The sequence below is a fragment of the Streptomyces sp. NPDC033131 genome, from assembly GCF_055578365.1.
In genome coordinates this window covers 1-23,182 of the sequence record NZ_JBVIPA010000063.1, presented here as the reverse complement: position 1 = coordinate 23,182, position 23,182 = coordinate 1, and the positions used below count along the sequence as shown (strand labels likewise).

Genomic DNA, 23,182 nt, shown 5'->3' with positions numbered 1-23,182 from the left:
GGATGCAGGGGACCCAGTCCCGCCCGGAGCCAGGAGCGGAGCCCGCCCGGGACCAGAGGCGGAGCCCCGCGAGGGATGCAAGGGACGCAGTCCCGACCGGGTCCAGGAGCGGAGCCCGACGGGATGCAGGGGACCCAGTCCCGCCCGGAGCCAGGAGCGGAGCCCGCCCGGGTCCAGGGGCGGAGCCCCGCGAGGGATGCAGGGGACCCAGTCCCGCCCGGAGCCAGGAGCGGAGCCCGCCCGGGACCAGAGGCGGAGCCCCGCGAGGGATGCAAGGGACGCAGTCCCGACGGGTCCGGGAGCGGAGCCCGGCGGGGTGCAGGGGACGCAGTCCCCGCCGGTATGCAGCGGCGGAGCCCCGCGAGGGGTGCAGGGGACGCAGTCCCCGCCCAGGCCCAGGGGCGGAGCCCCTGGTGGGGTCGAAGGGGCGGAGCCCCTGGGGATGGGACGGGTAGGGGCGGCGGGGGCGAGAAACAGCCCGGCGCCAACCACAGCGGCCCCCGACACCCCACCCCCCGCCCCAGCTCAGCCCAGCGTCACGCCGCCAACCGCTGCGCCTCCACCACGGCCTCCTCCAGCGTGTCCACCACCGGCACCCCCACCACCTCAAGGCTCGCCCGCCCATGCGACCCCCCGGTGTACAACACGGCCCGAGCCCCCACATGCCGAGCCGCCACCGCGTCATCGGCGGCATCCCCGATCACCACCGTCCGAGCCGGGTCCACCCCGGCCAACGCCCCCAGGTGCCGCACCATGTGCTCCGCCTTGCTCCCTCCGGACGGCCCGACCCGCCCGTCGACCCGCAGGAAGTGCGCCTCGATACCGAACCCCCGCACCAACGGCACGAGTTCGTCATGCACGTACATGCTGAGGATCGACTGGCTCCGCCCCGCCGACCCCCACCCCGCAAGCAGCTCCGCCGCCCCCGCGGTCAGCCCGCATCTCACCCGGTGCTCGGTGTAGTACCGATGGAAGGTCTCATCCATGACCTCCCACTCGGCCTCGGTGGGCAGCCGCCCCATCAACCGCTCGTAGAACTTCGGCACCGGCACGCAGTACAACGCCCGGTACTGCTCCAGCGTGATCGACGCCAGCCCCAACTCCGAAAACGCCGCGTTCGTCGCCCCGATGATCGCGTCGTTGTCGTGGAACAGCGTGCCGTTCCAGTCCCAGACAATGTGCGCGCCTGTCTGCTTCCCCATGCCGAAAACGTACCCGCCCTCACTGACAATCAAGAGACCCCCAGCTCAGAGCCGAGCAGAACATCCGCCCTCAGCTTCCCAGCCCGACCAGATTCGGGATCTCCTGCCTGGCGAACCACAGCAGCTCATGGTCCTCGGCCCCGTCCACGACGAACTGCGCGTCGCCGTCCCCGGCGTCCGCCGCCGCGAGCGCGCCGGCCGCCGCGGCCACGTCGGCCTCCGCGTCCCCGGCATCGACGTGCACGGCCGCCGCCTTGTCCAACGGCACAGCCCCGGCGACCCGCACCTCACCGAGCGCCGCGGGATCCAGCGCCCGGTCGGGATCAGAGGTCGCCGTACCGTCCGGCACGTCCACGGCGACCACGACCCGCCGCCGCACCGCCTCGGCGTCCGCCGCCAGCAACCGCAGCGAGGCCAGCGCGGCCCGGTTGAGCGCGGCGTACTCCAACTCCTCGATGTCGTCGGACAGGTACCACTCCCGCAACGCGGGCGTGACCGCGTACGCGACGAACGGCCCGTTCCCCAGTTCTCCCGTCTTGTACGCCTCGGCGAGCCCGGGAAGAGTCAGGGGGACGTAGACACGCATGGCTCGCCGCTTCTTTCGTGGTCAAAGGCTCGTCGGGCCCTCCTTAAAGGCGTTCGGCACCTCCCGGAGGGCCTTCAGGATACGTCCGTGGGGTCCCCTTTCGAGTCCCTGCCCATCCCCCCGAAGGCGTCCACCCGGCGCCCCGGAACTCACCCGGTACACCCCCGCCACGACGGGCTTCCCGGCACCCCCGACCACTCTGATAGGTGAACATTCCGGCCACCCCGGGGAGGCCCCCGGCCGCCTTGCCGTCGAGGTCCACCACCCCGTACAAGATCCCCAAGCACGAAGTTACCGCCCGGTACTACCCGGGCCGATCGAGCGGGGACGACGATGAACAAGGTCATGACGAGGGCGAACCACCACCCCGGCGCCCGCCCGCCGGGCCGCCGCGACCCCCGCCGTCCCGGCGGCACCCCGCCCCGCGCCCCCGGCGGAGGCACGCCCCGCACGACCGCGCCCGACGGCCGCCCACCGGGCTCACCGGGCACGTCCGGAACCCGCGCCCTCACCCGCCCGACCGACAACCGCCCCACGACCGCCCCCGGGCCGGACCCGCTGACCCCCAGCACCGGCACCAGCACGCGCACCGGCACGCGCCTCCGCGGCACCGCCGCCCCGACCCGGGCCACCACCCCCGCCCGCCCCGCCACCGCAGGAAGGCCCCTCACAACCCCTGAGAGGCCCACCACGCCCAGTCCCACCCGCGCAGTCGCGGGAACCCCCGCCTCCCCCGTCGTCCCCTCCCAGACCCCCCGCAGGCCCCTCCCGCAGCCCCGCCCCACCGACGTCTTCGCCGACCGGCTCCTCGCCGTCCTGAGCGGCCGGCGCCCCGTCCACTGGATGCTCCGGCACACCGCGGGCCGCGCCTATGACGAACTGGCCTGGCTCGCCGAACGCGGCCCCCTGCGCGCCACCCGCGGCACCCTCCCCGTCGTCCGCGACATCGGCTACTACGTCCCCCGCCCCGGCGCCATCGAGGCCTTCGCCCGCATCGGCGCCGGCGACCAGCTGCGGGCCATGGCCTTCCGCCTGGAGCAGGGCCACGACCTGCGCTGGCGCTGCACGGCCGTGGAACTCGGCGGCCCCCGCAGGCCGCACACGGACGACGACTGACACAGCAGCCCAGCACCCGGCACGCCCGAGCGCACCACACGTCCCGGCGCACCCCACGCCGAAGTCGCACTGCACGCCGAAGGGCCGGGCACCCTCAGGTGACCCGGCCCTTCGATGCGCTACGGCGCCGCCGGCAACCGCACCGTCACTTCTTGCGGCGGCGCCCGCCACGCGACTGCTTGCGCCGCTCCGCGCGCGTGAGGCCGTCGGACTCGGAGCGCACGGGCTCGTCGTCGGCGGCGAACTCGCCCTCGACGACACCGCCCTCGCCGTCCACGGTCGGCGCGGAGAAGTGCAGCTCCCGGCGCTGCGGAACGTCGAGCCCCTTGGCGCGGATCTCGGGACGCGCGCCCGCCTGCGCCGGCACCGCGTCCTTCTTGTCGAGCGACGGCTTCGCGTCCTCGACCGGGACCTCCTCGACCTGCTGCTCGACCTGGACCTCCAGGTTGAACAGGTAGCCGACGGACTCCTCCTTGATGCCCTCCATCATGGCGGTGAACATGTCGAAGCCCTCGCGCTGGTACTCGACCAGCGGGTCCTTCTGCGCCATCGCCCGCAGGCCGATGCCCTCCTGGAGGTAGTCCATCTCGTAGAGGTGCTCGCGCCACTTGCGGTCCAGGACCGACAGCACGACCCGGCGCTCCAGCTCACGCATGATCTCGGAGCCGAGCTGCGCCTCACGCGCCGCGTACTGGTCGTGGATGTCGTCCTTGATGGACTCGGAGATGTACTCGGCGGTCAGACCGGCCCGGTCGCCGGCCGCCTCCTCCAGCTCATCGACGGTGACCTTCACCGGGTAGAGCTGCTTGAACGCGCCCCACAGCCGGTCGAGGTCCCAGTCCTCCGGGAAGCCCTCGGCGGTCTCCGCGGTGACGTACGCGTCGATGGTGTCGTCCATGAAGTGCTGGACCTGCTCGTGCAGGTCCTCGCCCTCCAGGACGCGGCGGCGCTCGCCGTAGATGACCTCGCGCTGCCGGTTGAGCACCTCGTCGTACTTCAGGACGTTCTTACGGGTCTCGAAGTTCTGCTGCTCGACCTGCGACTGCGCGGACGCGATCGCGCGCGTGACCATCTTGTTCTCGATCGGCACGTCGTCCGGGACGTTCGCCATCGACATCACGCGCTCGACCATCTGGGCCTTGAACAGGCGCATCAGGTCGTCGCCCAGGGAGAGGTAGAAGCGGGACTCGCCCGGGTCGCCCTGGCGGCCGGAACGACCACGCAGCTGGTTGTCGATACGACGCGACTCGTGCCGCTCGGTGCCGAGGACGTAGAGCCCGCCGAGCTCCTTGACCTCCTCGAACTCCTCCTCGACAGCCTTCTCGGCCCGCTCCAGGGCGGCGGGCAGGGCCGCGGCCCACTCCTCGATGTGCTCCTCGGGGTCGAGGCCGCGCTGACGCAGCTCCGCCTCGGCGAGGTCGTCGGGGTTGCCGCCGAGCTTGATGTCGGTACCACGGCCGGCCATGTTGGTGGCGACGGTGACGGCGCCCTTGCGGCCGGCCTGGGCGATGATCGGGGCCTCACGGTCGTGCTGCTTCGCGTTCAGCACCTCGTGCTGGACGCCGCGCTTGGAGAGCTGCTGCGAGAGGTACTCGGACTTCTCGACCGACGTCGTACCGACGAGGATCGGCTGGCCCTTCCCGTGCTTCTCGACGATGTCGTCGACGACCGCCTCGAACTTGGCGACCTCGGTGCGGTAGATCAGGTCCGACTGGTCCTTGCGGACCATCGGCCGGTTGGTCGGGATCGGGACGACGCCGAGCTTGTAGATCTGGTGGAACTCGGCGGCCTCGGTCATGGCCGTACCGGTCATGCCGCAGAGGCCGGGCTGTTCCTTGCCGCTGTGGTCGTGGCGCTTGTAGAGGCGGAAGAAGTTCTGGAGGGTGATCGTGGCGAGCGTCTGGTTCTCGTCCTTGATGTCCACCCCTTCCTTCGCCTCGATCGCCTGGTGCATGCCCTCGTTGTAGCGGCGGCCGGCGAGGATACGGCCGGTGTGCTCGTCGACGATCATGACCTCGCCGTCGATGACGACGTAGTCCTTGTCCGCCTTGAAGAGCTCCTTGGCCTTGATGGCGTTGTTCAGGTAGCCCACCAGCGGCGTGTTCACCGACTCGTAGAGGTTGTCGATGCCCAGCCAGTCCTCGACCTTGGCGACGCCGGACTCGTGGATGGCGACCGTGCGCTTCTTCTCGTCGACGTCGTAGTCGCCGGTCTCCTCGAGGCCCTTGAGGGGGTTGCCGGGCTCGCCCTTCTTCAGCCGGGTGACCAGCTTGGCGAAGTCGCCGTACCACTTGGTGGCCTGGTCGGCCGGACCGGAGATGATCAGCGGCGTACGGGCCTCGTCGACGAGGATGGAGTCGACCTCGTCGACGATGGCGAAGTTGTGGCCGCGCTGGACGAGCTCGTCCTTGGACCACGCCATGTTGTCGCGCAGGTAGTCGAAGCCGAACTCGTTGTTCGTGCCGTAGGTGATGTCGCACCGGTACTGCTCGCGGCGCTGGGCCGGCGTCATGTTGGCGAGGATGCAGCCGACGTCCAGGCCCAGGAACTTGTGGACGCGGCCCATCATCTCGGAGTCGCGCTCGGCCAGGTAGTCGTTGACCGTGATCAGGTGGACGCCTTGTCCGGAGAGGGCGTTCAGGTAGGCGGGCAGGGTGCCGACCAGGGTCTTGCCCTCACCGGTCTTCATCTCGGCCACGTAGCCGAGGTGGAGGGCGGCGCCGCCCATCATCTGGACGTCGTAGTGACGCTGTCCAAGGACGCGCTTGGCGGCCTCGCGCACGGTCGCGAAGGCCTCGGGCAGCAGGTCGTCCAAGCTCTCACCATCGGCGTACCGCTGCTTGTACTCATCGGTGAGGGCCCGCAGCTCGGCGTCGGAGAGGTCGACGAAGTCCTCTTCGATGGAGTTGACCTGGTCCGCGATGCGGTGCAGCTTGCGCAGGATCTTGCCTTCGCCTGCACGCATGATCTTGGAGAGGACGGACACGGGGGTTGGTCTCCTTGCCGGTCGGGCCTGGGACGGTCGGTTTCCATTGGACTACTGAGCAACGGCCATCGTATGCGAGGACCCCGCCACGCCGGGAGGCCTGCCGGGACGGCGACTGCCCACTGCTTCACATCTCTGCAAAGGAACAACGCCCGGGCCCGGCGGATGGTGCCGCACCACGGGGACGAATCGCGCGAATCGTGATCGCCCGCTCACGCACGGCAAAGAGATGGTGTCTTCGCCGAACCCCGAGCAGAATCGGCCGATGGACCCCGTCACGCTCACCACCGGCCGTCTCCTGCTGCGCACCGTCGGCTCCCAGGACACCGACGCCGTGTACGCGGCCGCCCAGGACCCCGACATCCAGCGCTGGACGTCGATCCCGGCTCCCTACCTCCCCGAACACGCCCGCAGCTTCACCGAGCAACTGGTCCCCGAGGGCTGGGCGGACGGCTCCATGTTCACCTTCGGTCTCTTCCTCCCCGACGGTGAACTGACGGGCATGGTCAGCCTCACGATGCGCTCCCTGAGCGTGGCCGAGATCGGCTTCTGGGGCGCGAAGGAGCACCGCGGCAACGGCTACACCACCGAGGCCGCCCGTTCGGCCGCCCGCTGGGCCTTCACCGACCTGTCGGTCGATCGCGTGGAGTGGCGCGCGGAGGTCGGCAACCATCCCTCCCGCGCGGTGGCGGAACGCGCCGGCTTCGCCTTCGAGGGCACCCTGCGCTCCGCGATCGTCCACCAGGGCGTACGACGGGACTCCTGGGTGGGTTCGCTGCTGCCGTCGGACCTCGGAATGCCGTCCACGGCACCGTATTTGCCGGCGCCGTCCCGGTCGTGACAGCGAAGCCGCAGGTCATGCCGCGTTGTCAGTCCCACCCTCTATCGTGCGGCCCATGACGACGCGCCCGACCACCACCCTCTCGGCAGACGAAGCCCGCCGCATCGCCCTCAGGGCCCAGGGCTTCCTGGGCGCCCCGGACCGCCGCTCGGGCGTCCGCGGCCTCCTCCGCCACCTGGGCGCGGTTCAACTGGACACCATCTCGGTCCTCGCCCGCTCCCACGAACTGATCCCGTACGCCCGTCTCGGCGCCGTCGGCCGCAAGACGGTCGAGAGCGCCTACTGGGGCACCGCGGCCTCGGGCGCGGCTCCGGCACGTCCCCACGCCTTCGAGTACTGGTCCCACGCCGCGTGCATCCTCCCCATCGAGGAGTGGCCCCACTTCGCCTTCCGCCGCCGCGTGTACCGCGGCCGCCCGCACTGGAACCACACCCTCCCCGACGGCGCCTACGACCAGGTCATCAAGCAGCTCCGCACCGAAGGCCCGCTGACGGCCACGGATTTGGGCGGCGCGAAGAAGACCAGCGAGTGGTGGGACTGGTCCGGCACGAAGGTCGCCGTCGAGCGCGCCCTCATGTACGGCGAGGTGGTGTGCGTCGAGCGCCGCGGCTGGAAGCGCGTGTACGACCTCGCCGAACGCGCGATCCCGGACACCCTGCTGCACGACGACCTGACCGACACCGAGTGCCTGCGCCGCCTGGTCCGCCTCGCCGGCCAGTCCCTGGGCGTCGGCACGCGCGCGGACATCGCCGACTACCACCGCCTCAAGGCCGAACAGGTCGACGCGGTGATCGCCGACTCGGGCCTGGTCCCGGTCACGGTCGAGGGCTGGGGCAAACCGGCCTGGGCCGACCCGGCGGCCCTGGAGGCTCCCGCGCGTGGCCGCCACCGCACCACCCTTCTGTCCCCCTTCGACTCCCTGGTCTGGGAACGGGCGCGCACCGAGCGGATCTTCGGCTTCACCCACCGCCTGGAGGCCTACGTCCCCAAGCCGAAGCGGGTGTACGGCTATTTCGCGATGCCGGTGCTGGCCGGTGGTCACCTGGTGGGCCGCGTGGACCCGGCTCGCGAGGGCAGCACCCTGGTCGCCAGGCAGGTCACCCTGGACGGTCCGAAGGCGGTCCCGGCGGTCGCGCAGGCCCTGGTCGAGGCGGCAAGCTGGGTGAACTGCACGGACGTGCGGGTGGAACGGGTGGACGCACCGGAACTGCGCGAGCCCCTGGCGGGGGAACTCGCCCGCTTGACCGGCTGATCCCGTCCCGATCCCGTCCCTACCGGATTTCGAGGATCTTCTCCCGCATCGCGTACACCACGGCCTCCATCCTGGAGTGCAGCTGCAGCTTCTCCAGGATGTTGCGCACATGGTTCTTCACGGTGTTCTCGGAGATGAACAACTGCTTGGCGATATCCCGGTTGTTCATCCCCGTGGCAACCAGCTTCAGCACCTCCAGCTCACGGTCCGTGAGCCGTGGCGCCGGCACGAGACGGCGTTCGTCGGTGCGCTGGATCATCGACTTGAACTCGGTGAGCAGTTTCGACGCCATCGAGGGGCTGATCTGCGACTGCCCGTCGGCCACCGCGCGAATGGCGGTGGCCACCTCGTCGGTGGAGATCTCCTTGAGGAGATATCCGGTCGCGCCCGCCTTGATCGCTTCGTAGAGGTCGGCTTCCTCGTCGCTGATCGTCAGCATGATGATCTTGGCGCTGGGGGCGACCTCCTTGATGGAGGTGCACGCCTCGATCCCGCCGCGCTTGGGCATCCGGACGTCCATCAGCACGATGTCCGGCAGCAGGTCGGCGGCCTTGTCGACGGCCTCCGCGCCGTCCCCGGCCTCGCCCACGACCTGGATGTCCTCCTCGGCCGCGAGCACGATCTCCAGACCGCGGCGGAAGAGGGCGTGGTCGTCCACGACCAGGACGCGGATCGGCTCCTTGCGTGGAGAGCCCGCGTCCGGGCCCGTGGCGACGACGCCGTCCCCGGCGTCCTCGTCCTGCATCGGTCCGAAGCTGTCCGCCATCGTTCCTCCCCCTGAAGGCTGTGGCCTGTGGTTCTGTGCCATCGCCAACCCAAGGCAACGGCCCAGCGGTTGGGCCGGTGCGGCCATGATTTCATGCCGGGACGACACTGCGGTGACAGAGCGGGTCGCGAAGTGGTCGCACACCGGTGCCCCTGGGGGCGCACACGCGCACCAGGGGCACCGGATCAGCTGTCGGCCGGGTCATCAGCCGCCCAGCGTGCCACCCGCCGCGGTCGGTTGCGCCTGGGTGACCATCGGGTCCGTGCTGAGGTGGATGACGCCGTAGTCGTAGGCGTGCCGCCGGTAGACGACGCTCGGCTCCTTGGTCTCGGAGTCGATGAACAGGTAGAAGTCGTGCCCGACCAGTTCCATCTCGTAGAGGGCCTGATCGAGGGTCATCGGGGAGGCTACGTGGGTCTTCTCGCGGACGATGAGGGGGCCGTCGCCCTTCACTTCCAGCGAGCCGATCTTCTTGGTGGGCACTCCGTCCGGCTCTTCCTCGGAGACGGTGTGGCCGTTGCCGTTGAGCGTCGCCGCGCCCTGGACGTGGTCGGGGACCTCGGCCGCCGTGAGCCGCCGTGAGCCGCGTCGGGTGTGGCGCTTGTCGTGCTGCTTGCGCAGCCGCGCGTCCAGCTTCTCCGCCGCCAGGTCGAGTGCCGCGTACGGGTCGCTGGCTGCCGCTTCCGCCCGGATCACCGGACCGCGGGAGCGGAGGGTGATCTCCACTCGGTCACAACGGTCGGCCTGTCGGGGGTTCGGCTCCTTGGACACCTCGACGTCGAGGCTGATCACCTTGCCATCGAGCTTCTGGATCTTCTCCAGCTTCAGCTTCTCGGCCACGTGCTTGCGGAACCGCTCGGGCACCTCGGTCTTGCGGCCCTTGACGACGATGTCCACGCAGAACTCCGTTCCCGGATCACTCCGCTTCGCTGCGGAGCATCTCCCTTTTGCACCAGGCTCCGGTGAGTCCCGGAACCTCGGACTCGGTGACGTCCACCTCCTCCCCCGCGGGCAAGATCTCCACTCCACCGGTGCGGGTGATAGTGAAAAACCCACGGCACGGCATTCGGACAGGAGAGGTGTGGCCTGGGCCTTTCCCTCACAACCGAACATATCTCGCCCGGACGGATGTCGTCACCCTCTACCGCGGCCTACCTCCGTTCAGGTGAATTAGCCCTCTCATTACCTGCAACGATGCAAGTTCACTGTCAGTTCCGGTTTATTTCGAAAGAATCCGGCGTCGCAGCGACCACTGCCGCGCAGATTCCATCGCCGTCACCGCCGACACCCACCCTTTCCGAGGGGGCGGCCACCCGGCCCGTCTCCTCCTCCGTCGTGCCGCCCGTCCGTTCCCCTCTGCCTTCCCGACCTGCCGCGCCGTACACCGCCGTTGCACCCCCTCCACACACATCCGCCCTGCCCGCCCACACACCCTCGCCACCGCCGGCCTCCCTGTGCCGCACCGAACCCGCGCGACCACCCGCCGCCCGCCCTGCGTCCGCGGCAGCACCACCGGACACCGTGTGCCCCGCCAGCGCCGCCCGCACCGCACGCGCCGCCTCCCTCAGGGACGCGCCCGTGGTCATCAGGTCGTCGACGAGCACGACCCGGCCGCCGAGGAGCAGCCGTCCCCCGCCGGGGGCCACCACCAGCGCACCGGCGAGATTCTCGAGCCGCTGCCGGGAGTTGAGCCCCGTCTGGTCGGCGACGGCACGCCCCTGCCGCAGCACGGGAACCACGCGCGCCGGCGTCCCGGCCCGCCGCAGCTCCCCGGCGGCGGCAAGCGCGATCCGCCGCGCCGGATCATGTCCCCGGGCCCGAACCGCCCCAGGCGAGGACGGCACCGGGACGAGCATCACGACCTCGCCGTCCGGCCCGGCGGCCCCGCGGCCCCCGGCCCCGCCGACCATCCCTCGCACCTCCCTGGGCCCGGCCCTGTGAGCCGGTCCCCAGGCCTGCTGAAGCCCGGCCCGCACAGCCCCCGCCAGGGCCGTACCGAGCAGTGTCGCCAGCGCCAGCGCACCCCGTTCCTTGTGGGCCAGCAGCATGGCCCGCACCTCGTCGGCGTACCGGGCCGCCGCGTGCACGTCCGGCAGCCCCGCCGGCTCCGGATCCGGTCGCACCCGGCGCGGTACGGCCCCGCAAAGGACGGCACGGCACTCCGGACAGAGCACCGTACGAGGCGTCCCGCAGCCTCCGCACTCGGCCGGCAGCACCAGGTCGGTGAGGTCCTGCCACCACCCCCGCATGCCCACCACTGTGCCAGCGCCGAAGCCACCCTGCCACCCCTGTGGACAACCGCCTGTGGATAACTCAACTCCGGGCTGCGGCACGACAGCCGTACCGCCCCGAAACAGAGCGACCGCTCCGCCGGAGCGAACTCCGGCAGGAACGGCCGCCTCCCTCACACCGCGGCGGCACCCGGCCCCGCAGTCCAGCACTCACCCCGGATAAACCGGAGCCGTCCCGTCCGTGTCCACCTTCTGCCACTGGGTCCCGGACGACAGCCGTACGATCCCGTCCTCCGAGTACGCCACCAACGGCAACCGGTCGTCCTCGGACGCGGCGATCTCCTTCACGCCCGTCAGCGCCGCCGGCGCGGGTCCCTCCGGCGTGGAGCCGTCGACCTGGACGTACCGCATCTGCTGCACGCCACCCTGCTCGCGCCCGACCACCACGAGCCGGCTGTCACCGGCCCACGACATGGTGGTGACTTCTTCCATCTCCGGCGTCGCGGAACGCAGTTCCTGGACCGACGGCGCCTCCCCCGGCTTCTCGCCCCGCTCGATCCGCCCGACGAACAGGGACTGCTTGCCGTCCTTCTCCACGACCAGCGCGATACGCACCCCGTCGGCGGCCAGCCGGATGTCCTTGACGCGCCCGTCCAGCCCCGGCGTCCGCACCGTCAGCGGCTTGCCCGCGCCCTCCTCCAGCAACAGCAGCCGCGGGTCGGCGGGGTCGCGGTCGGCCACCCACAGGTCGCCCTCCGCGTCCCAACTGGGCGCGGTCAGCCGGTCGTTCTCCGTCGGGCCCTTACTGCTCAGCACGGGCTCCCCGAGCGACCCGCCCGACACGAGGGAGCCGACGTACAGCGCCTTGCCGTCGATGCCGACCCCGGCAGCGCTGTTCTCGTCGCGCGACACGGCGACCGAGCGCAGCTCCTTGCCGCCCTCGCCCAGTGCTCCCGGTACCGGATCGGGGTTCGTACTGTTGTTCCCCGCGGGCAGCCGTACGAGCCGGTGTTTCCCGTCGAGGAAGTACAGGTACTCGGGACTGCGCACCGAGCCGCGCGCGGCGACCTCGTCGGCGTCGGTCTCGTTGAGCATGCACAACTGCTTGCCGTCGGCCTGCAGTTCGACCTCGTCCACCGCGGGGGTGAGGTTCTGCAAGGTGAACAGGAGCTGTGCCGCCATCGCTTCGCACCTGGTCGAACTGACCCGAGCCGCCCGGTCGTTGAGCGGCACGGTCAGGATGCTCCGGTCGTCCGGCGTCAGCGAGGTGACGCCCTTCTTGAGCTTCGTACCGGTGGGGAAACTGGACCTGACCACGTGGTCGAGCCAGCTCGTGGGCCCGGTGAGCAGGGAACGCACCATCTGTGTCATGGGATCCACGCGCTCGCGCACGTACACGGGATCGGCGACGGCCACGGTCTGCGGACTCGTCCCGGTCGTCGTGTTCGAGGCGAAGTAGTACTTGTTGACGGACGTGTAGTTGCGCTGGAAGTCCGACTTCCCCATGACGACGCCCTGCGGCAGCCCGTCGATACGCCACTGCTTGGTCTTCGGGTCCCGCGTGAGGAACACCGACTGGCTGTAGTCCCCGTCGGCGGGCGCGTACGACTGCTGCCGGTCCACCGTGGCGACCCGCTCACCGGTGAGCGAGTACGCGACGACGTTGGCGTCCCCACGGTCCGCGGGCCGCTCGGGTCCGATGGTCGGCCCGTTCGCGAGCACCGTGGTGGACAGCTCCGGCCGCCATGTCTTCGCGGCCTCAGACGTCAGGTACCTGCTCGCCGTCTCGTAGTGCGGATCGTCGCTGGTCAGCGCCTCCAGAAAGCCCTGGACGATCTCCGAGGCGGGCGCGTCCTCCTGGGGCGGCATGGCGAACACCCGCACCTGCGCGTCCTGGCGCGGTGTGGACTCGACGCCGCGCAGGTCCCCGCTGTCGGGCATGGACGCACACCCTGCCAGCAGTACGACACCACAAGCGGCGTACGCCGCCGCGCGCCCCGGCGTGCGCCGGGCGCCCCCCTGGCGGTCAGCGCCCACGAAATGCCTCCCCTTGCTCGTACGAGCCCTCCGACCCGGTGCCCGGGCGGCTCGCGGTCTCGCTCTGCGGTCCGCCGGCCTCGCTGGTGCCCTGCCGGCTTCCCGCGGACGCGTCCCCCCGCAGCCGAGCCCCTGAAGCGGGCCGGGGCACCACGCGCGCGCCGTTGCCGGGCAGCGCCGTCGGGTCGGCCGTGGGGGTCGACCCGGACGGCCGGGGCGCGATCGGGCCGCGTGACGGCCCCTGGTCGCCCGTCTGCTGGGCCGGCACGGTGGCGGCCTTCTCCCCGCCCGCGCTCGGCAGTCCGGCATCGGTGAGGCCACGATGGCGCCGCGAGTCCTTGGGCTCCAGCGGTATCGGCGAGCCCCGCAAGGGCTCGTCCGCGGTCCGCGGCAGCGTCAGCCGGAACTGCGAGCCGCCGCCCGGCTCACCCCACGCCTGCAGCCAGCCGCCGTGCAGACGTGCGTCCTCCAGGGCGATGGACAGCCCCAGGCCGGTACCGCCGGTGGTACGCGCGCGTGCCGGGTCGGCCCGCCAGAAGCGGCTGAAAACGCGGGTCGCCTCACCGGGCTTGAGCCCGACGCCGTAGTCGCGCACCGCGATCGCGACCGCCCCGCCCGCCGCGGCGAGCTTGACGACGACGTCCTTGCCCTCGCCGTGCTCCACGGCGTTGACGACGAGGTTGCGCAGCACCCGCTCCACCCGCCGGGCGTCCGCCTCGGCCACCACGGGCTGCTGGTCGCCCACGACGCGGATCTGCGTGCCCTTGCGCTCGGAGAGCGGTTCGGCCCCGCTGACAACCCGTCGTACGACCTCACGCAGGTCGATCGGCTCGGCCTCCAGGGCCGCCGCGCCCGCGTCGAAGCGGCTGATCTCCAGCAGGTCCGCGAGCAGCGTCTCGAAGCGGTCCAACTGGTCGGCGAGCAGTTCCGCCGACCGGGCGGTCACCGGATCGAAGTCCACGCGCGCGTCGTGGATGACGTCGGCCGCCATCCGCACGGTCGTCAGCGGCGTACGCAGTTCGTGCGACACGTCCGACACGAACCGGCGCTGCATCCGCGACAGCTCCTCCAGCTGCTGGATCTTCAGCTGCAGGTTCTGCGCCATCTTGTTGAAGGCCTCACCGAGCCGGGCGATGTCGTCCTCACCGGTGACCTTCATCCGTTCCTGAAGCCGGCCGGCAGACAACCGCTCGGCGATCCCGGCCGCCATCCGCACCGGGGTGACGACCTGCCGCACCACCAGCCAGGCGATGGCCCCGAGGAGGACGACGACGAAGAGGCCGGCCGTCGCAAGGGTCCCCTTGACCAGGCTCAGCGACTTCTCCTCCTGGGTGAGCGGGAAGAGGTAGTACAGCTGGTAGGGGTCGCCGTTCGGGTCGTTGACCTGCTTGCCGATCACGAGGGCCGGCTGGGACTGCTTGGTGGCAGCGCTGCCATAGGCGATCCGCGTGTAGCTCTGGGCGGCCCCCGACGGACTGCTGTCGACACGCTCACGCAGGTCCTCGGGCACGCTGGCAGACCAGTCGACGTCACCGGAGGCACGCGGCCCGCGTCCGCCGCCGCTGCTGCCGTCGCCCGTGGGGAGCGTCACCACGTCGAAAGCGCCCTGGCCACCGCTGGAAAGCGATTCCACCAGGTCGCCCATCCACGGACTGACGTTCTGCTCGGCACGGCCGTCCGCCGGACGACCACCGTCGTCACCGGTCCCGGCGGCCGCCTCGTCGGCCTTCTGCTTGGCCACCGCGAACCCACCGGTGGCCTGGCTCTGGGAGGCCTTCACCTTGGCGTCCAGCAGCCCGTTGCGCACCTGCCCGATGACGACGAAACCGAGCAGCAGAACGACGCCCAGCGACATCAGCAGGGTCGTGACGACGACCTTGAGCTGGATGTTGCGCCGCCACAGCCGCATGACGGGCAGCAGCGGCCGACGCACCCAGCGCATGAAAAGGCGCAGGACCGGGCTGCCCTGGACACCGCCCTGCAGCAATCCGCCCTCGAGGAAGCGGCTCCAGCGGGAGCCTGCCGCCTTCCGGCCGACAGGCCGCTCCGCGCGGGCCCCGGAACCGCCGGGCGCCGAAGCGGCACTGTCCTCCGACATGTCAGCTCGGCCCGGCCTTGTAACCGACGCCACGGACGGTCACCACGATCTCCGGCCGCTCCGGGTCCTTCTCGACCTTGGAGCGCAGCCGCTGCACATGCACGTTGACCAGCCGGGTGTCGGCCGCGTGCCGGTAGCCCCACACCTGCTCGAGCAGCACCTCACGCGTGAACACCTGCCATGGCTTGCGCGCGAGCGCCACGAGCAGGTCGAACTCCAGCGGCGTCAGCGCGATCGACTGCCCGTCCCGCTTCACGGAGTGTCCGGCCACGTCGATGACCAGGTCACCAATGGCGAGCTGCTCGGGCGCAGGCTCCTCCGACCTCCGGAGCCGCGCCCGGATGCGGGCAACGAGCTCCTTCGGCTTGAACGGCTTCACGATGTAGTCGTCGGCACCCGACTCGAGGCCCACGACGACGTCGACGGTGTCGCTCTTCGCCGTGAGCATCACGATCGGCACCCCGGACTCCGCCCTGATCAGACGGCACACCTCGATACCGTCCCGCCCGGGCAGCATCAGATCCAGCAGCACCAGATCGGGCTTCGCCTCACGGAAAGCGGCCAGCGCCTTGTCGCCGTCGGCTACGAAAGACGGCTCAAAACCTTCACCACGCAACACAATGCCGAGCATCTCGGCCAGTGCGGTGTCGTCGTCGACGACAAGGACTCGTCCCTTCATAAACGACATCATCCCATTCTCGTAACAGTGACCGGGGCGCTGGTGAGCAGGGTCACTGGCCTGTGACGATAGTCGTATCAACCGTCACTGTCTGCCCTCGCCGGCTCGAAGTGCCGAGCCGCAATCGACGGCACCCCAAGATGTCACGGCCCCTCCTCCCGCCCATCGGCGCCACCGGAGGAGCCGCTCCCGTCGGCCAGGCCGACGGCGTCCGCTCAGCCGTTGGTCACCTGCGGCGACCTCGCACACAGCTCCGCAAGCCCCTCAGCCGTCACCGGCGAGACGACGCCCTCCTCCGTGACGATCGCCGTCACCAGCTCGGGCGGCGTCACATCGAACGCCGGGTTGTACGCCTGGGTCCCCAGCGGTGCCACCGGAACCCCGCCGCCCGCCTCCGCTCCCGCCACTGGCACCTGTGGCGCTGTGAGCTCGGTCACCTCATGCCCGGGGCGCTGCTCGACCTCGATCGACGCCCCGTCCGGCGTGTGCGGATCCACCGTGGTCACCGGCGCCACCACGATGAACGGCACATGGTGGTACCGCGCCAGCACCGCGAGCGGATAGCTCCCCACCTTGTTCGCCACCGAGCCGTCGGCCGCGATGCGGTCCGCCCCGATCAGCACGGCGTCCACCTCTCCGGCCGCGAACAGCGAACCCGCCGCGTTGTCGGTGAGCAAGGTGTACGCCATACCGCTGCGCGCCGCCTCGTACGCCGTCAGCCGGGCTCCTTGCAGCAGCGGCCGCGTCTCGTCCACCCACAGCCGCCGTAGCTGCCCCGCCCGGTGCGCCGCGAGCGCCACCGCGAACGCCGTCCCCTCACCACCCGACACCAGCGACCCGGTGTTGCAGTGGGTGAGGATCCGGTGCCCACCGCCGGGCAGCAGCTCCTCCAGCAGCGCCAGCCCCCGCTCGGCCATCCGGCCACTGGCCTCGGCGTCCTCCCGGTGCAGCTGACGCGCCGCGGCCAGCGCCGCGTCGGCGGCCTGCCGGTCATCACCGCCCTCGGCGAGCTTCGCCCGGTACGCGGACTGGGCCCGGCGCACCCCGACGGCGAGGTTCACCGCCGTCGGGCGGGCACTCGCCAGCGCGTCCGCGGCGTCGTCCACGTCGAACCCGCGCACAGCGGCGAGCGCGACGCCGTACGCCCCCGCGATGCCGAGCAAAGGCGCCCCGCGCACGGCGAGCGAGCGGATCGCCTCCACCAGCGCCGGCGCATCCGTACAGACGAGCTCGACCTCCTCTGCCGGCAGCCTCGTCTGGTCGAGAAGCACCAGTACGGGGCCCTCGGGTGGCTCTTCCCATCGGATCGCCGGGATCTCGGTCGGCCTGCTGTCCTCGCCGGTTTGCGCGTACTGATCAGCCATGCGATCAGTCTGCCCGTTATCCGGCGGACAATTGAAGGTGTCCAGCCCATACCGCGGCTGGTCCGTCGATGACCACCCCATGGCACGATGGCTGCCAACCTGCCGCCGCGACCGCGGACGGGCACCGTGAAGGAGCGACGATGAAGGACACTCCGGGCTGGGCCTCGCCCGGATCCGCCCCCTCCGACGGGCACGAGCCCGGCGCGTCCGGCACCGCCGGGCCCACCGAGGGGCCCGACGCCGCGAACCCCGCGGAGCAGCCAGGACCGGACCCGCAGAACCCCGGCTCGAAGTGGTCCAAGGAGCAGCCCCCGGCCGACCAGTGGTCCGCGCCCGCCGGCGGACCGGCACCCGGCCAGACGCCACCACCCCCACCGCCCGGCCCGGGCTGGGGCGCCCAACCCCCCACCGGCCCCGGACACGGGGGCTACGGCACCCCCGGCGGCGGAAACGGCGGAAACGGCGGATACGGCGGCTGGGGCGGCGCCTACGGTCCCCCCGGCGGACCCAGCGGCTGGGGCGGGCCCCCGCCCGCGGCCAAGCCCGGTGTGATCCCCCTCCGACCTCTCGGCGTGGGCGAGATCCTCGACGGCGCCGTCTCCACCATGCGCACCTACTGGCGCACGGTCCTGGGCATCTCGCTGGCGGTCGCGGTCGTCACCGAGATCGTCGTCATCCTGCTCCAGGGCCTCGTCCTCAACGACACCACCGACGCCGAGGCCCTCAACGACCCGAGCGCCACGCTCGGCGAAGTGAGCCGCGCCATGGGCGACGCCATGCTCGGCAGCGCGGTCGTCTTCGCGATCACGCTGATCGGCACGGTCATGGCGACCGCCCTGCTCACCACCGTCACCAGCCGCGCGGTGCTCGGCCGCCCCGTCACCACCGGCGAGGCCTGGCGCGACGCGCGCCCGCAGGTGATGAAGCTCCTGGGCCTGATCCTCCTGCTGATGCTCATCGCCGTCGGCATCGTCCTCGTGGGCGTGCTTCCCGGCATCCTCGTGGCCGTCTCGGGCCCGGCCGGGCCGGGCGCGGCCCTCGCCGTCCTCGGCGGACTGGGCGCCGGCATCGTCGCCCTGTGGCTGATGATCCGCTTCTCCCTGGCCTCGCCCGCGCTGATGCTGGAGAAGCAGGGCATCGTGAAGTCGATGAGCCGCTCCGGGAAGCTGGTCCGCGGCTCCTGGTGGCGCGTGTTCGGCATCCAGTTCCTCGCGGCGGTCATCGCGAACATCGTCGCGGCGATCGTCGTCATCCCCTTCACCTTCCTCGCCGCGGCGTTCAGCGGTGACGGGTTCACCGGCTTCATGGAAGGCACCGGCGGTCTCGGCTGGACGTTCCTCATCATCAGCGGGATCGGCTCGGTGATCGGCTCCATGATCACCTTCCCGATCACGGCCGGCGTCACCGTCCTCCTCTACATCGACCAGCGCATCCGCCGCGAGGCCCTCGACCTCGAACTGGCCCGCGCCGCGGGCGTCCAGGGGTACGGCACCACCCCCGCTCCCGGGAGCTGATGCGGTGAGCCTGGCGGGGGGAGTTCTCACAGCGGCACAGACACTGCCGAACGTCGCCGACATGGCCGTACGCACCGCGCGACGCGTCGGCGACACACCAGTACAGGCCCTGCTGCGCGTCCGCGGCACATCGGGCCGCGCCCTGCCGCAGGCCGACCCCGCATCCGTACTGTCGCTCGCCGCCTCCAGCGACGAACCACCGCTGACGACCCCGCGCGACCCCGCGCGCGAGGCGGCCCGGCGCGAACTGTCCAAGCGGATGTACCACGAGAACGACCCCAGTTGGTTCCAGCGCGCCCTGAACGCCTTCTGGGACTTTGTCGACAAGCTGTTCAACACCGCCTCGGCCGCGACCCCCGGCGGAGCGCTCGGCCTGGTCGTCGTCATCGTGGCCGTCCTCGCGGTCCTGGGCGCCCTGTGGTGGCGCCTCGGCACTCCGCGCCGCGAACCCGCCTCCTCGGCCGCCCTGTTCGACGACCGCCCCCTCAGCGCCGCCGAACACCGCGCGGCCGCCGAGGCCCACGCGGCCCAGGGCCACTGGAGCCAGGCCGTCCAGGAGCAGATGCGCGCCATCGTCCGCTCCCTGGAGGAACGCGCTCTTCTCGACACCCGCCCCGGCCGCACCGCCGACGAGGCGGCCGCCGAGGCCGGCCGCGCACTGCCCTCCCAGGCAGACCGACTGCGCGCCGCCGCCCGGGACTTCGACGACGTCACGTACGGCGGACGCACGGCGACCCAGCAGTCGTACCACCGCATCGCCGAACTCGACCGCGACCTGGCGCGCACCAAGCCCCAACTCGCGGCCGGCAGCAGCACGCCCCACAGCGCGGCCGACAACAACCGCCGGGGAGCCGCCGAATGACCACCGAGGCCACCCTCCCCTCGACCTCGACCTCGACCTCGGCCTCGCCCACCGCACGCCAGGTGTGGACCCGCACGCGAGGCGTCGTCCTCGCCCTCGTGCTCCTCCTGGTGGCGGCCCTCGCGATCGCCGTCATCCGCTCCGACACCCGGCACGGCACGCTCGACCCACGCTCCGCCGACCCGTACGGCAGCCGCGCCGTGGCCGAACTCCTCGCCGACCGAGGCGTCTCCACCCGCGTGGTCACCACCCTCGCCGAGGCCGACGCCGCGGCCGGCCCGGACACCACGCTCCTGGTGGCCGTCCCCGACCTCCTGACGCACGGTCAACAGAACCAACTGCGCTCCGGAACCGCCGACTCCGGCGGCCGCACCGTCCTCGTCGCCCCCGGCAGCTGGTCCGTCGAGCGGCTCGCCCCCGGCGTCGTCGCCAACCCGGCCACCAGCCTCGCCTCGACGCTCTCCCCCGACTGCGACCTGCCCGCCGCCCGACGCGCGGGCACCGCCGACACGGGTGGCATCCGCTACACCGCCACCCGGTCCGACGCCGACGAGTGCTATCCCAGCGAGCGCCTGGCCACCCTGGTACGGATCCCGGACACGTCCGGGAGCGGCGACACCGTCGTAATCGGCGCGCCCGACATCCTCTACAACGACACCCTCGACGAGCAGGGCAACGCCTCGCTCGCCCTCCAACTCCTCGGCTCCCGCCCCCACCTGGTCTGGTACCTCCCCTCACTCTCCGACGCCCCGCCGACCGACACCGACGACGAACGCGGGTTCCTCGACCTGCTTCCCTCGGGCTGGCTCTGGGGCACACTGCAGCTCTTCATCGCCGCAGCCCTGGCCGCCCTGTGGAGGGCACGCCGACTCGGCCCCCTCGTGCCCGAAAAACTCCCCGTGGCGATCCGCGCCTCCGAAACCGTCGAAGGCCGTGCCCGCCTCTACCGCAAGGCCAACGCCCGCGACCGCGCGGCCGTCGCTCTTCGCTCCGCCACCCGCACCCGCCTCGCCTCCCTCATCGGCGTCCCCGTCACCCAGGCCCACGCGCCCGAAGCCCTGCTCCCCGCCCTGTCCGCCCTCCTCGACAGCCGTGGAGACGGACAGGCCCTGCACGCGCTCCTCTTCGGCCCGCCGCCCGGCGACGACGCGGCCCTGATCTCCCTCGCCGACCAACTCGACGCCCTCGAAAGAGAGGTACGCCGTCCATGATGGACCCGACCACTGACAACGCCGGGGACGCCGGGGATCAGGGCAACGCCCGAGCCGCCCTGGAAGCCCTGCGCGCCGAGATCGCCAAGGCCGTGGTCGGCCAGGACCCCGCCGTGACCGGCCTCGTCGTCGCCCTCCTGTGCCGCGGACACGTTCTCCTCGAAGGAGTCCCCGGAGTCGCCAAAACGCTCCTCGTCCGCGCCCTCGCTTCCGCGCTCGAACTCGACACCAAGCGCGTCCAGTTCACCCCCGACCTGATGCCGAGCGACGTGACGGGCTCCCTGGTCTACGACACCCGCAGCGCCGAGTTCTCCTTCCAGCCCGGCCCGGTCTTCACCAACCTCCTCCTGGCCGACGAGATCAACCGCACCCCGCCCAAGACCCAGTCGTCCCTCCTCGAAGCCATGGAGGAACGCCAGGTCACGGTCGACGGCACCCCCCGCCCGCTCCCCGACCCGTTCCTGGTCGCGGCGACCCAGAACCCCGTCGAGTACGAGGGCACCTACCCCCTGCCCGAGGCCCAGCTGGACCGTTTCCTCCTCAAGCTGACGATCCCCCTGCCCTCCCGCCAGGACGAGATCAGCGTCCTCACCCGCCACGCCGAGGGCTTCAACCCGCGCGACCTGCACGCCGCCGGCGTACGCCCCGTCGCGGGCCCCGCCGACCTGGAAGCCGCCCGCGCCGAGGTCGCCAAGACGACGATCTCCCCGGAAATCACCGCCTACGTGGTCGACATCTGCCGAGCCACCCGCGAATCGCCCTCCCTCACCCTCGGCGTCTCTCCGCGCGGCGCAACGGCCCTGCTCGCGACGGCCCGCGCCTGGGCCTGGCTGACCGGCCGCGACTACGTCACCCCCGACGACGTCAAGGCCCTCGCCCTCCCCACCCTCCGCCACCGCGTGCAACTCCGCCCGGAGGCCGAAATGGAAGGCGTGACGGCCGACTCCGTCATCAACGCGATCCTCGCTCACGTCCCCGTCCCCCGCTGATGGCACTCACCGGACGCACCGCGCTCCTCGCGGCCCTGGGTTCCCTCCCGATCGGCATCTGGGACCCCGGTTGGACAGGCCTCCTCGCGGTCAACGCCCCCCTGGCCGTCGCGTGTGCCTGCGACTTCGCACTCGCGGCACCCGTACGGCGCCTCGGCCTGACCCGCTCGGGCGACACATCGGTCCGCCTGGGCGACACGGCCGACGTCACGCTCACCGTCACGAACCCGTCCCGCCGCCCACTCCGCGCCCACCTCCGCGACGCCTGGCCCCCCAGCACCTGGCAGCCCGGCACGGAGGTGGCGGCCTCCCGCCACCACGTGACGGTCCCGGCGGGCGAGCGCCGCCGCGTCACCACCCGCCTGCGCCCCACCCGCCGCGGCGACCGCCGGTCCGACCGCGTCACGATCCGCTCGTACGGCCCCCTCGGCCTCTTCACCCGCCAGGGCACCCATAAAGCCCCCTGGACCGTACGCGTCCTGCCCCCGTTCACCAGCCGAAAGCACCTGCCCTCCAAGCTGGCCCGCCTACGCGAACTGGACGGCCGCACCAGCGTGCTCACCCGCGGCGAGGGCACCGAATTCGACAGCCTGCGCGAATACGTCGCCGGCGACGACACCCGCTCCATCGACTGGCGCGCCACAGCCCGCCAGACCACGGTCGCCGTACGCACCTGGCGCCCCGAACGCGACCGCCACATCCTCCTGGTCCTCGACACGGGCCGAACCTCAGCGGGCCGGGTAGGCAACGCTCCACGCCTCGACGCCTCCATGGACGCGGCACTGCTCCTCGCAGCCCTGGCATCCCGAGCCGGCGACCGCGTCGACCTGCTCGCCTACGACCGTCGCGTTCGCGCCCTGGTCCAGGGCCGCACGGCAGGCGACATGCTCCCGTCCCTGGTGAACGCCATGGCGACCCTGGAACCCGAGCTCGTCGAAACAGACTCCCGTGGCCTTACGGCAACGGCACTGAGGTCAGCCCCTCGCCGCTCCTTGATCGTCCTGCTCACCACCCTCGACGCGGCCCCGGTCGAGGAGGGCCTGCTCCCGGTCCTCTCCCAGCTCACCCAGCGCCACACGGTCCTGGTGGCATCCGTGGCCGACCCGCACATCGCCGGCATGGCCACAGCCCGCGGCAACACTGACGCCGTCTACGAGGCCGCAGCCGCCGCGCAGGCCCAGAGCGAACGCCATCGCACGGCCGAACAACTCCGCCGCCACGGCGTCACAGTCGTCGATGCAACACCCGACGACCTGGCCCCCGCACTGGCAGACGCCTATCTGGCGCTGAAGGCCGCGGGACGCCTGTGAGGAATTGCGAGGGGCAGTCGACGCCAACAAAAGGGTGAACGCAAAAAAGGCCCACACCGTAAGGTGTGGGCCTTTTCTGAATGATTGTTCGGCGGCGTCCTACTCTCCCACAGGGTCCCCCCTGCAGTACCATCGGCG

General features: G+C 71.5%; 18 protein-coding genes. 8 read left to right on the top strand and 10 right to left on the bottom strand.

The genetic code is table 11. From position 1 onward, the window contains the following. Positions 1-536: 536 nt before the first annotated feature. Both ACZ5XS_RS42140 and ACZ5XS_RS42135 read right to left on the bottom strand, forming a co-directional pair. Positions 537-1,202: an HAD family hydrolase gene (locus tag ACZ5XS_RS42140; protein ID WP_468660613.1), complete on the bottom strand. Its 666-nt coding sequence runs from the start codon at positions 1,200-1,202 to the stop codon at positions 537-539. Between the two features lie 70 nt (positions 1,203-1,272). Beyond that, positions 1,273-1,788, bottom strand: a complete 516-nt coding sequence (locus tag ACZ5XS_RS42135; protein ID WP_468660611.1) for a DUF6912 family protein — start codon at positions 1,786-1,788, stop codon at positions 1,273-1,275. A 333-nt stretch (positions 1,789-2,121) separates the two neighbouring features. Between ACZ5XS_RS42135 and ACZ5XS_RS42130 the strand changes: the two genes are divergently transcribed. Further along, the gene (locus tag ACZ5XS_RS42130; protein WP_468660609.1) at positions 2,122-2,904 is read left to right on the top strand and encodes an Rv3235 family protein; all 783 of its coding nucleotides are present in this window, start codon (positions 2,122-2,124) and stop codon (positions 2,902-2,904) included. 145 nt (positions 2,905-3,049) lie between these two features. Here the strand turns inward: ACZ5XS_RS42130 and secA are convergent, their stop codons facing one another. After that, complete coding sequence (gene secA / locus ACZ5XS_RS42125; protein ID WP_468660607.1) at positions 3,050-5,890, bottom strand: preprotein translocase subunit SecA; 2,841 nt, start codon at positions 5,888-5,890, stop codon at positions 3,050-3,052. 265 nt (positions 5,891-6,155) lie between these two features. Here secA and ACZ5XS_RS42120 point away from each other — a divergent pair, with 265 nt between their 5' ends. Together ACZ5XS_RS42120 and ACZ5XS_RS42115 are read left to right on the top strand one after the other, a co-directional pair. After that, positions 6,156-6,731 carry a GNAT family N-acetyltransferase gene (locus ACZ5XS_RS42120; protein WP_468660605.1) on the top strand — a complete coding sequence of 192 codons (576 nt, stop codon included), beginning with the start codon at positions 6,156-6,158 and terminating at the stop codon, positions 6,729-6,731. Positions 6,732-6,786: 55 nt separating this feature from the next. Then, positions 6,787-7,983 carry a winged helix-turn-helix domain-containing protein gene (locus ACZ5XS_RS42115; RefSeq protein WP_468660603.1) on the top strand — a complete coding sequence of 399 codons (1,197 nt, stop codon included), beginning with the start codon at positions 6,787-6,789 and terminating at the stop codon, positions 7,981-7,983. Positions 7,984-8,002: 19 nt separating this feature from the next. Here ACZ5XS_RS42115 and ACZ5XS_RS42110 read toward each other — a convergent pair whose 3' ends face one another. The 7 genes from ACZ5XS_RS42110 to mtnA all read right to left on the bottom strand — a co-directional run bounded on the left by ACZ5XS_RS42110 (position 8,003) and on the right by mtnA (position 17,158). Then, the gene (locus ACZ5XS_RS42110) at positions 8,003-8,749 is read right to left on the bottom strand and encodes a response regulator (protein WP_217241498.1); all 747 of its coding nucleotides are present in this window, start codon (positions 8,747-8,749) and stop codon (positions 8,003-8,005) included. A 204-nt stretch (positions 8,750-8,953) separates the two neighbouring features. After that, positions 8,954-9,646 (bottom strand): ribosome hibernation-promoting factor, HPF/YfiA family, encoded by a 693-nt coding sequence (gene hpf / locus ACZ5XS_RS42105; RefSeq protein ID WP_217241499.1) that lies wholly within the window; start codon positions 9,644-9,646, stop codon positions 8,954-8,956. A 311-nt stretch (positions 9,647-9,957) separates the two neighbouring features. Next, entirely contained in the window at positions 9,958-10,998 is a 1,041-nt protein-coding gene (locus ACZ5XS_RS42100) for a ComF family protein (protein ID WP_468660601.1), read from the bottom strand. A 192-nt stretch (positions 10,999-11,190) separates the two neighbouring features. Then, positions 11,191-13,017 (bottom strand): LpqB family beta-propeller domain-containing protein, encoded by a 1,827-nt coding sequence (locus tag ACZ5XS_RS42095; RefSeq protein ID WP_468660599.1) that lies wholly within the window; start codon positions 13,015-13,017, stop codon positions 11,191-11,193. After that, the gene (mtrB, locus tag ACZ5XS_RS42090; RefSeq protein ID WP_468660597.1) at positions 13,007-15,115 is read right to left on the bottom strand and encodes an MtrAB system histidine kinase MtrB; all 2,109 of its coding nucleotides are present in this window, start codon (positions 15,113-15,115) and stop codon (positions 13,007-13,009) included. Before mtrB ends, ACZ5XS_RS42095 begins: the two co-directional genes overlap by 11 nt. Before the next feature lies 1 nt (position 15,116). Next, complete coding sequence (gene mtrA / locus ACZ5XS_RS42085; RefSeq protein ID WP_187283109.1) at positions 15,117-15,806, bottom strand: two-component system response regulator MtrA; 690 nt, start codon at positions 15,804-15,806, stop codon at positions 15,117-15,119. Positions 15,807-16,009: 203 nt separating this feature from the next. Continuing rightward, on the bottom strand, positions 16,010-17,158 hold the full coding sequence (gene mtnA, locus ACZ5XS_RS42080; RefSeq protein WP_468660594.1) for an S-methyl-5-thioribose-1-phosphate isomerase: 1,149 nt from the start codon (positions 17,156-17,158) through the stop codon (positions 16,010-16,012). A 140-nt stretch (positions 17,159-17,298) separates the two neighbouring features. Here mtnA and ACZ5XS_RS42075 point away from each other — a divergent pair, with 140 nt between their 5' ends. The 5 genes from ACZ5XS_RS42075 to ACZ5XS_RS42055 are packed head-to-tail and all read left to right on the top strand — an operon-like array spanning position 17,299 to position 23,044. Further along, positions 17,299-18,672: a DUF7847 domain-containing protein gene (locus ACZ5XS_RS42075; protein WP_468660592.1), complete on the top strand. Its 1,374-nt coding sequence runs from the start codon at positions 17,299-17,301 to the stop codon at positions 18,670-18,672. Positions 18,673-18,676: 4 nt separating this feature from the next. Beyond that, positions 18,677-19,534 (top strand): DUF4129 domain-containing protein, encoded by an 858-nt coding sequence (locus ACZ5XS_RS42070; RefSeq protein ID WP_468660590.1) that lies wholly within the window; start codon positions 18,677-18,679, stop codon positions 19,532-19,534. Next, positions 19,531-20,745: a DUF4350 domain-containing protein gene (locus tag ACZ5XS_RS42065; protein ID WP_468660588.1), complete on the top strand. Its 1,215-nt coding sequence runs from the start codon at positions 19,531-19,533 to the stop codon at positions 20,743-20,745. Before ACZ5XS_RS42070 ends, ACZ5XS_RS42065 begins: the two co-directional genes overlap by 4 nt. After that, positions 20,745-21,734 carry an AAA family ATPase gene (locus ACZ5XS_RS42060; protein WP_468660625.1) on the top strand — a complete coding sequence of 330 codons (990 nt, stop codon included), beginning with the start codon at positions 20,745-20,747 and terminating at the stop codon, positions 21,732-21,734. The genes ACZ5XS_RS42065 and ACZ5XS_RS42060 overlap by 1 nt, the downstream gene beginning before the upstream one ends. Then, complete coding sequence (locus ACZ5XS_RS42055) at positions 21,734-23,044, top strand: DUF58 domain-containing protein (protein WP_468660586.1); 1,311 nt, start codon at positions 21,734-21,736, stop codon at positions 23,042-23,044. The genes ACZ5XS_RS42060 and ACZ5XS_RS42055 overlap by 1 nt, the downstream gene beginning before the upstream one ends. Positions 23,045-23,182: the final 138 nt, after the last annotated feature.

What these genes read in the sequence shown, in the direction of transcription:
- ACZ5XS_RS42140 (WP_468660613.1), bottom strand. Translation starts at nt 1,202, where the DNA reads ATGGGGAAGCAGACAGGCGCGCACATTGTCTGGGACTGGAACGGCACG.
- ACZ5XS_RS42135 (WP_468660611.1), bottom strand. Translation starts at nt 1,788, where the DNA reads ATGCGTGTCTACGTCCCCCTGACTCTTCCCGGGCTCGCCGAGGCGTAC.
- ACZ5XS_RS42130 (WP_468660609.1), top strand. Translation starts at nt 2,122, where the DNA reads ATGAACAAGGTCATGACGAGGGCGAACCACCACCCCGGCGCCCGCCCG.
- ACZ5XS_RS42120 (WP_468660605.1), top strand. Translation starts at nt 6,156, where the DNA reads ATGGACCCCGTCACGCTCACCACCGGCCGTCTCCTGCTGCGCACCGTC.
- ACZ5XS_RS42115 (WP_468660603.1), top strand. Translation starts at nt 6,787, where the DNA reads ATGACGACGCGCCCGACCACCACCCTCTCGGCAGACGAAGCCCGCCGC.
- ACZ5XS_RS42110 (WP_217241498.1), bottom strand. Translation starts at nt 8,749, where the DNA reads ATGGCGGACAGCTTCGGACCGATGCAGGACGAGGACGCCGGGGACGGC.
- ACZ5XS_RS42100 (WP_468660601.1), bottom strand. Translation starts at nt 10,998, where the DNA reads ATGCGGGGGTGGTGGCAGGACCTCACCGACCTGGTGCTGCCGGCCGAG.
- mtrB (WP_468660597.1), bottom strand. Translation starts at nt 15,115, where the DNA reads ATGTCGGAGGACAGTGCCGCTTCGGCGCCCGGCGGTTCCGGGGCCCGC.
- mtrA (WP_187283109.1), bottom strand. Translation starts at nt 15,806, where the DNA reads ATGATGTCGTTTATGAAGGGACGAGTCCTTGTCGTCGACGACGACACC.
- mtnA (WP_468660594.1), bottom strand. Translation starts at nt 17,158, where the DNA reads ATGGCTGATCAGTACGCGCAAACCGGCGAGGACAGCAGGCCGACCGAG.
- ACZ5XS_RS42075 (WP_468660592.1), top strand. Translation starts at nt 17,299, where the DNA reads ATGAAGGACACTCCGGGCTGGGCCTCGCCCGGATCCGCCCCCTCCGAC.
- ACZ5XS_RS42065 (WP_468660588.1), top strand. Translation starts at nt 19,531, where the DNA reads ATGACCACCGAGGCCACCCTCCCCTCGACCTCGACCTCGACCTCGGCC.
- ACZ5XS_RS42060 (WP_468660625.1), top strand. Translation starts at nt 20,745, where the DNA reads ATGGACCCGACCACTGACAACGCCGGGGACGCCGGGGATCAGGGCAAC.
- ACZ5XS_RS42055 (WP_468660586.1), top strand. Translation starts at nt 21,734, where the DNA reads ATGGCACTCACCGGACGCACCGCGCTCCTCGCGGCCCTGGGTTCCCTC.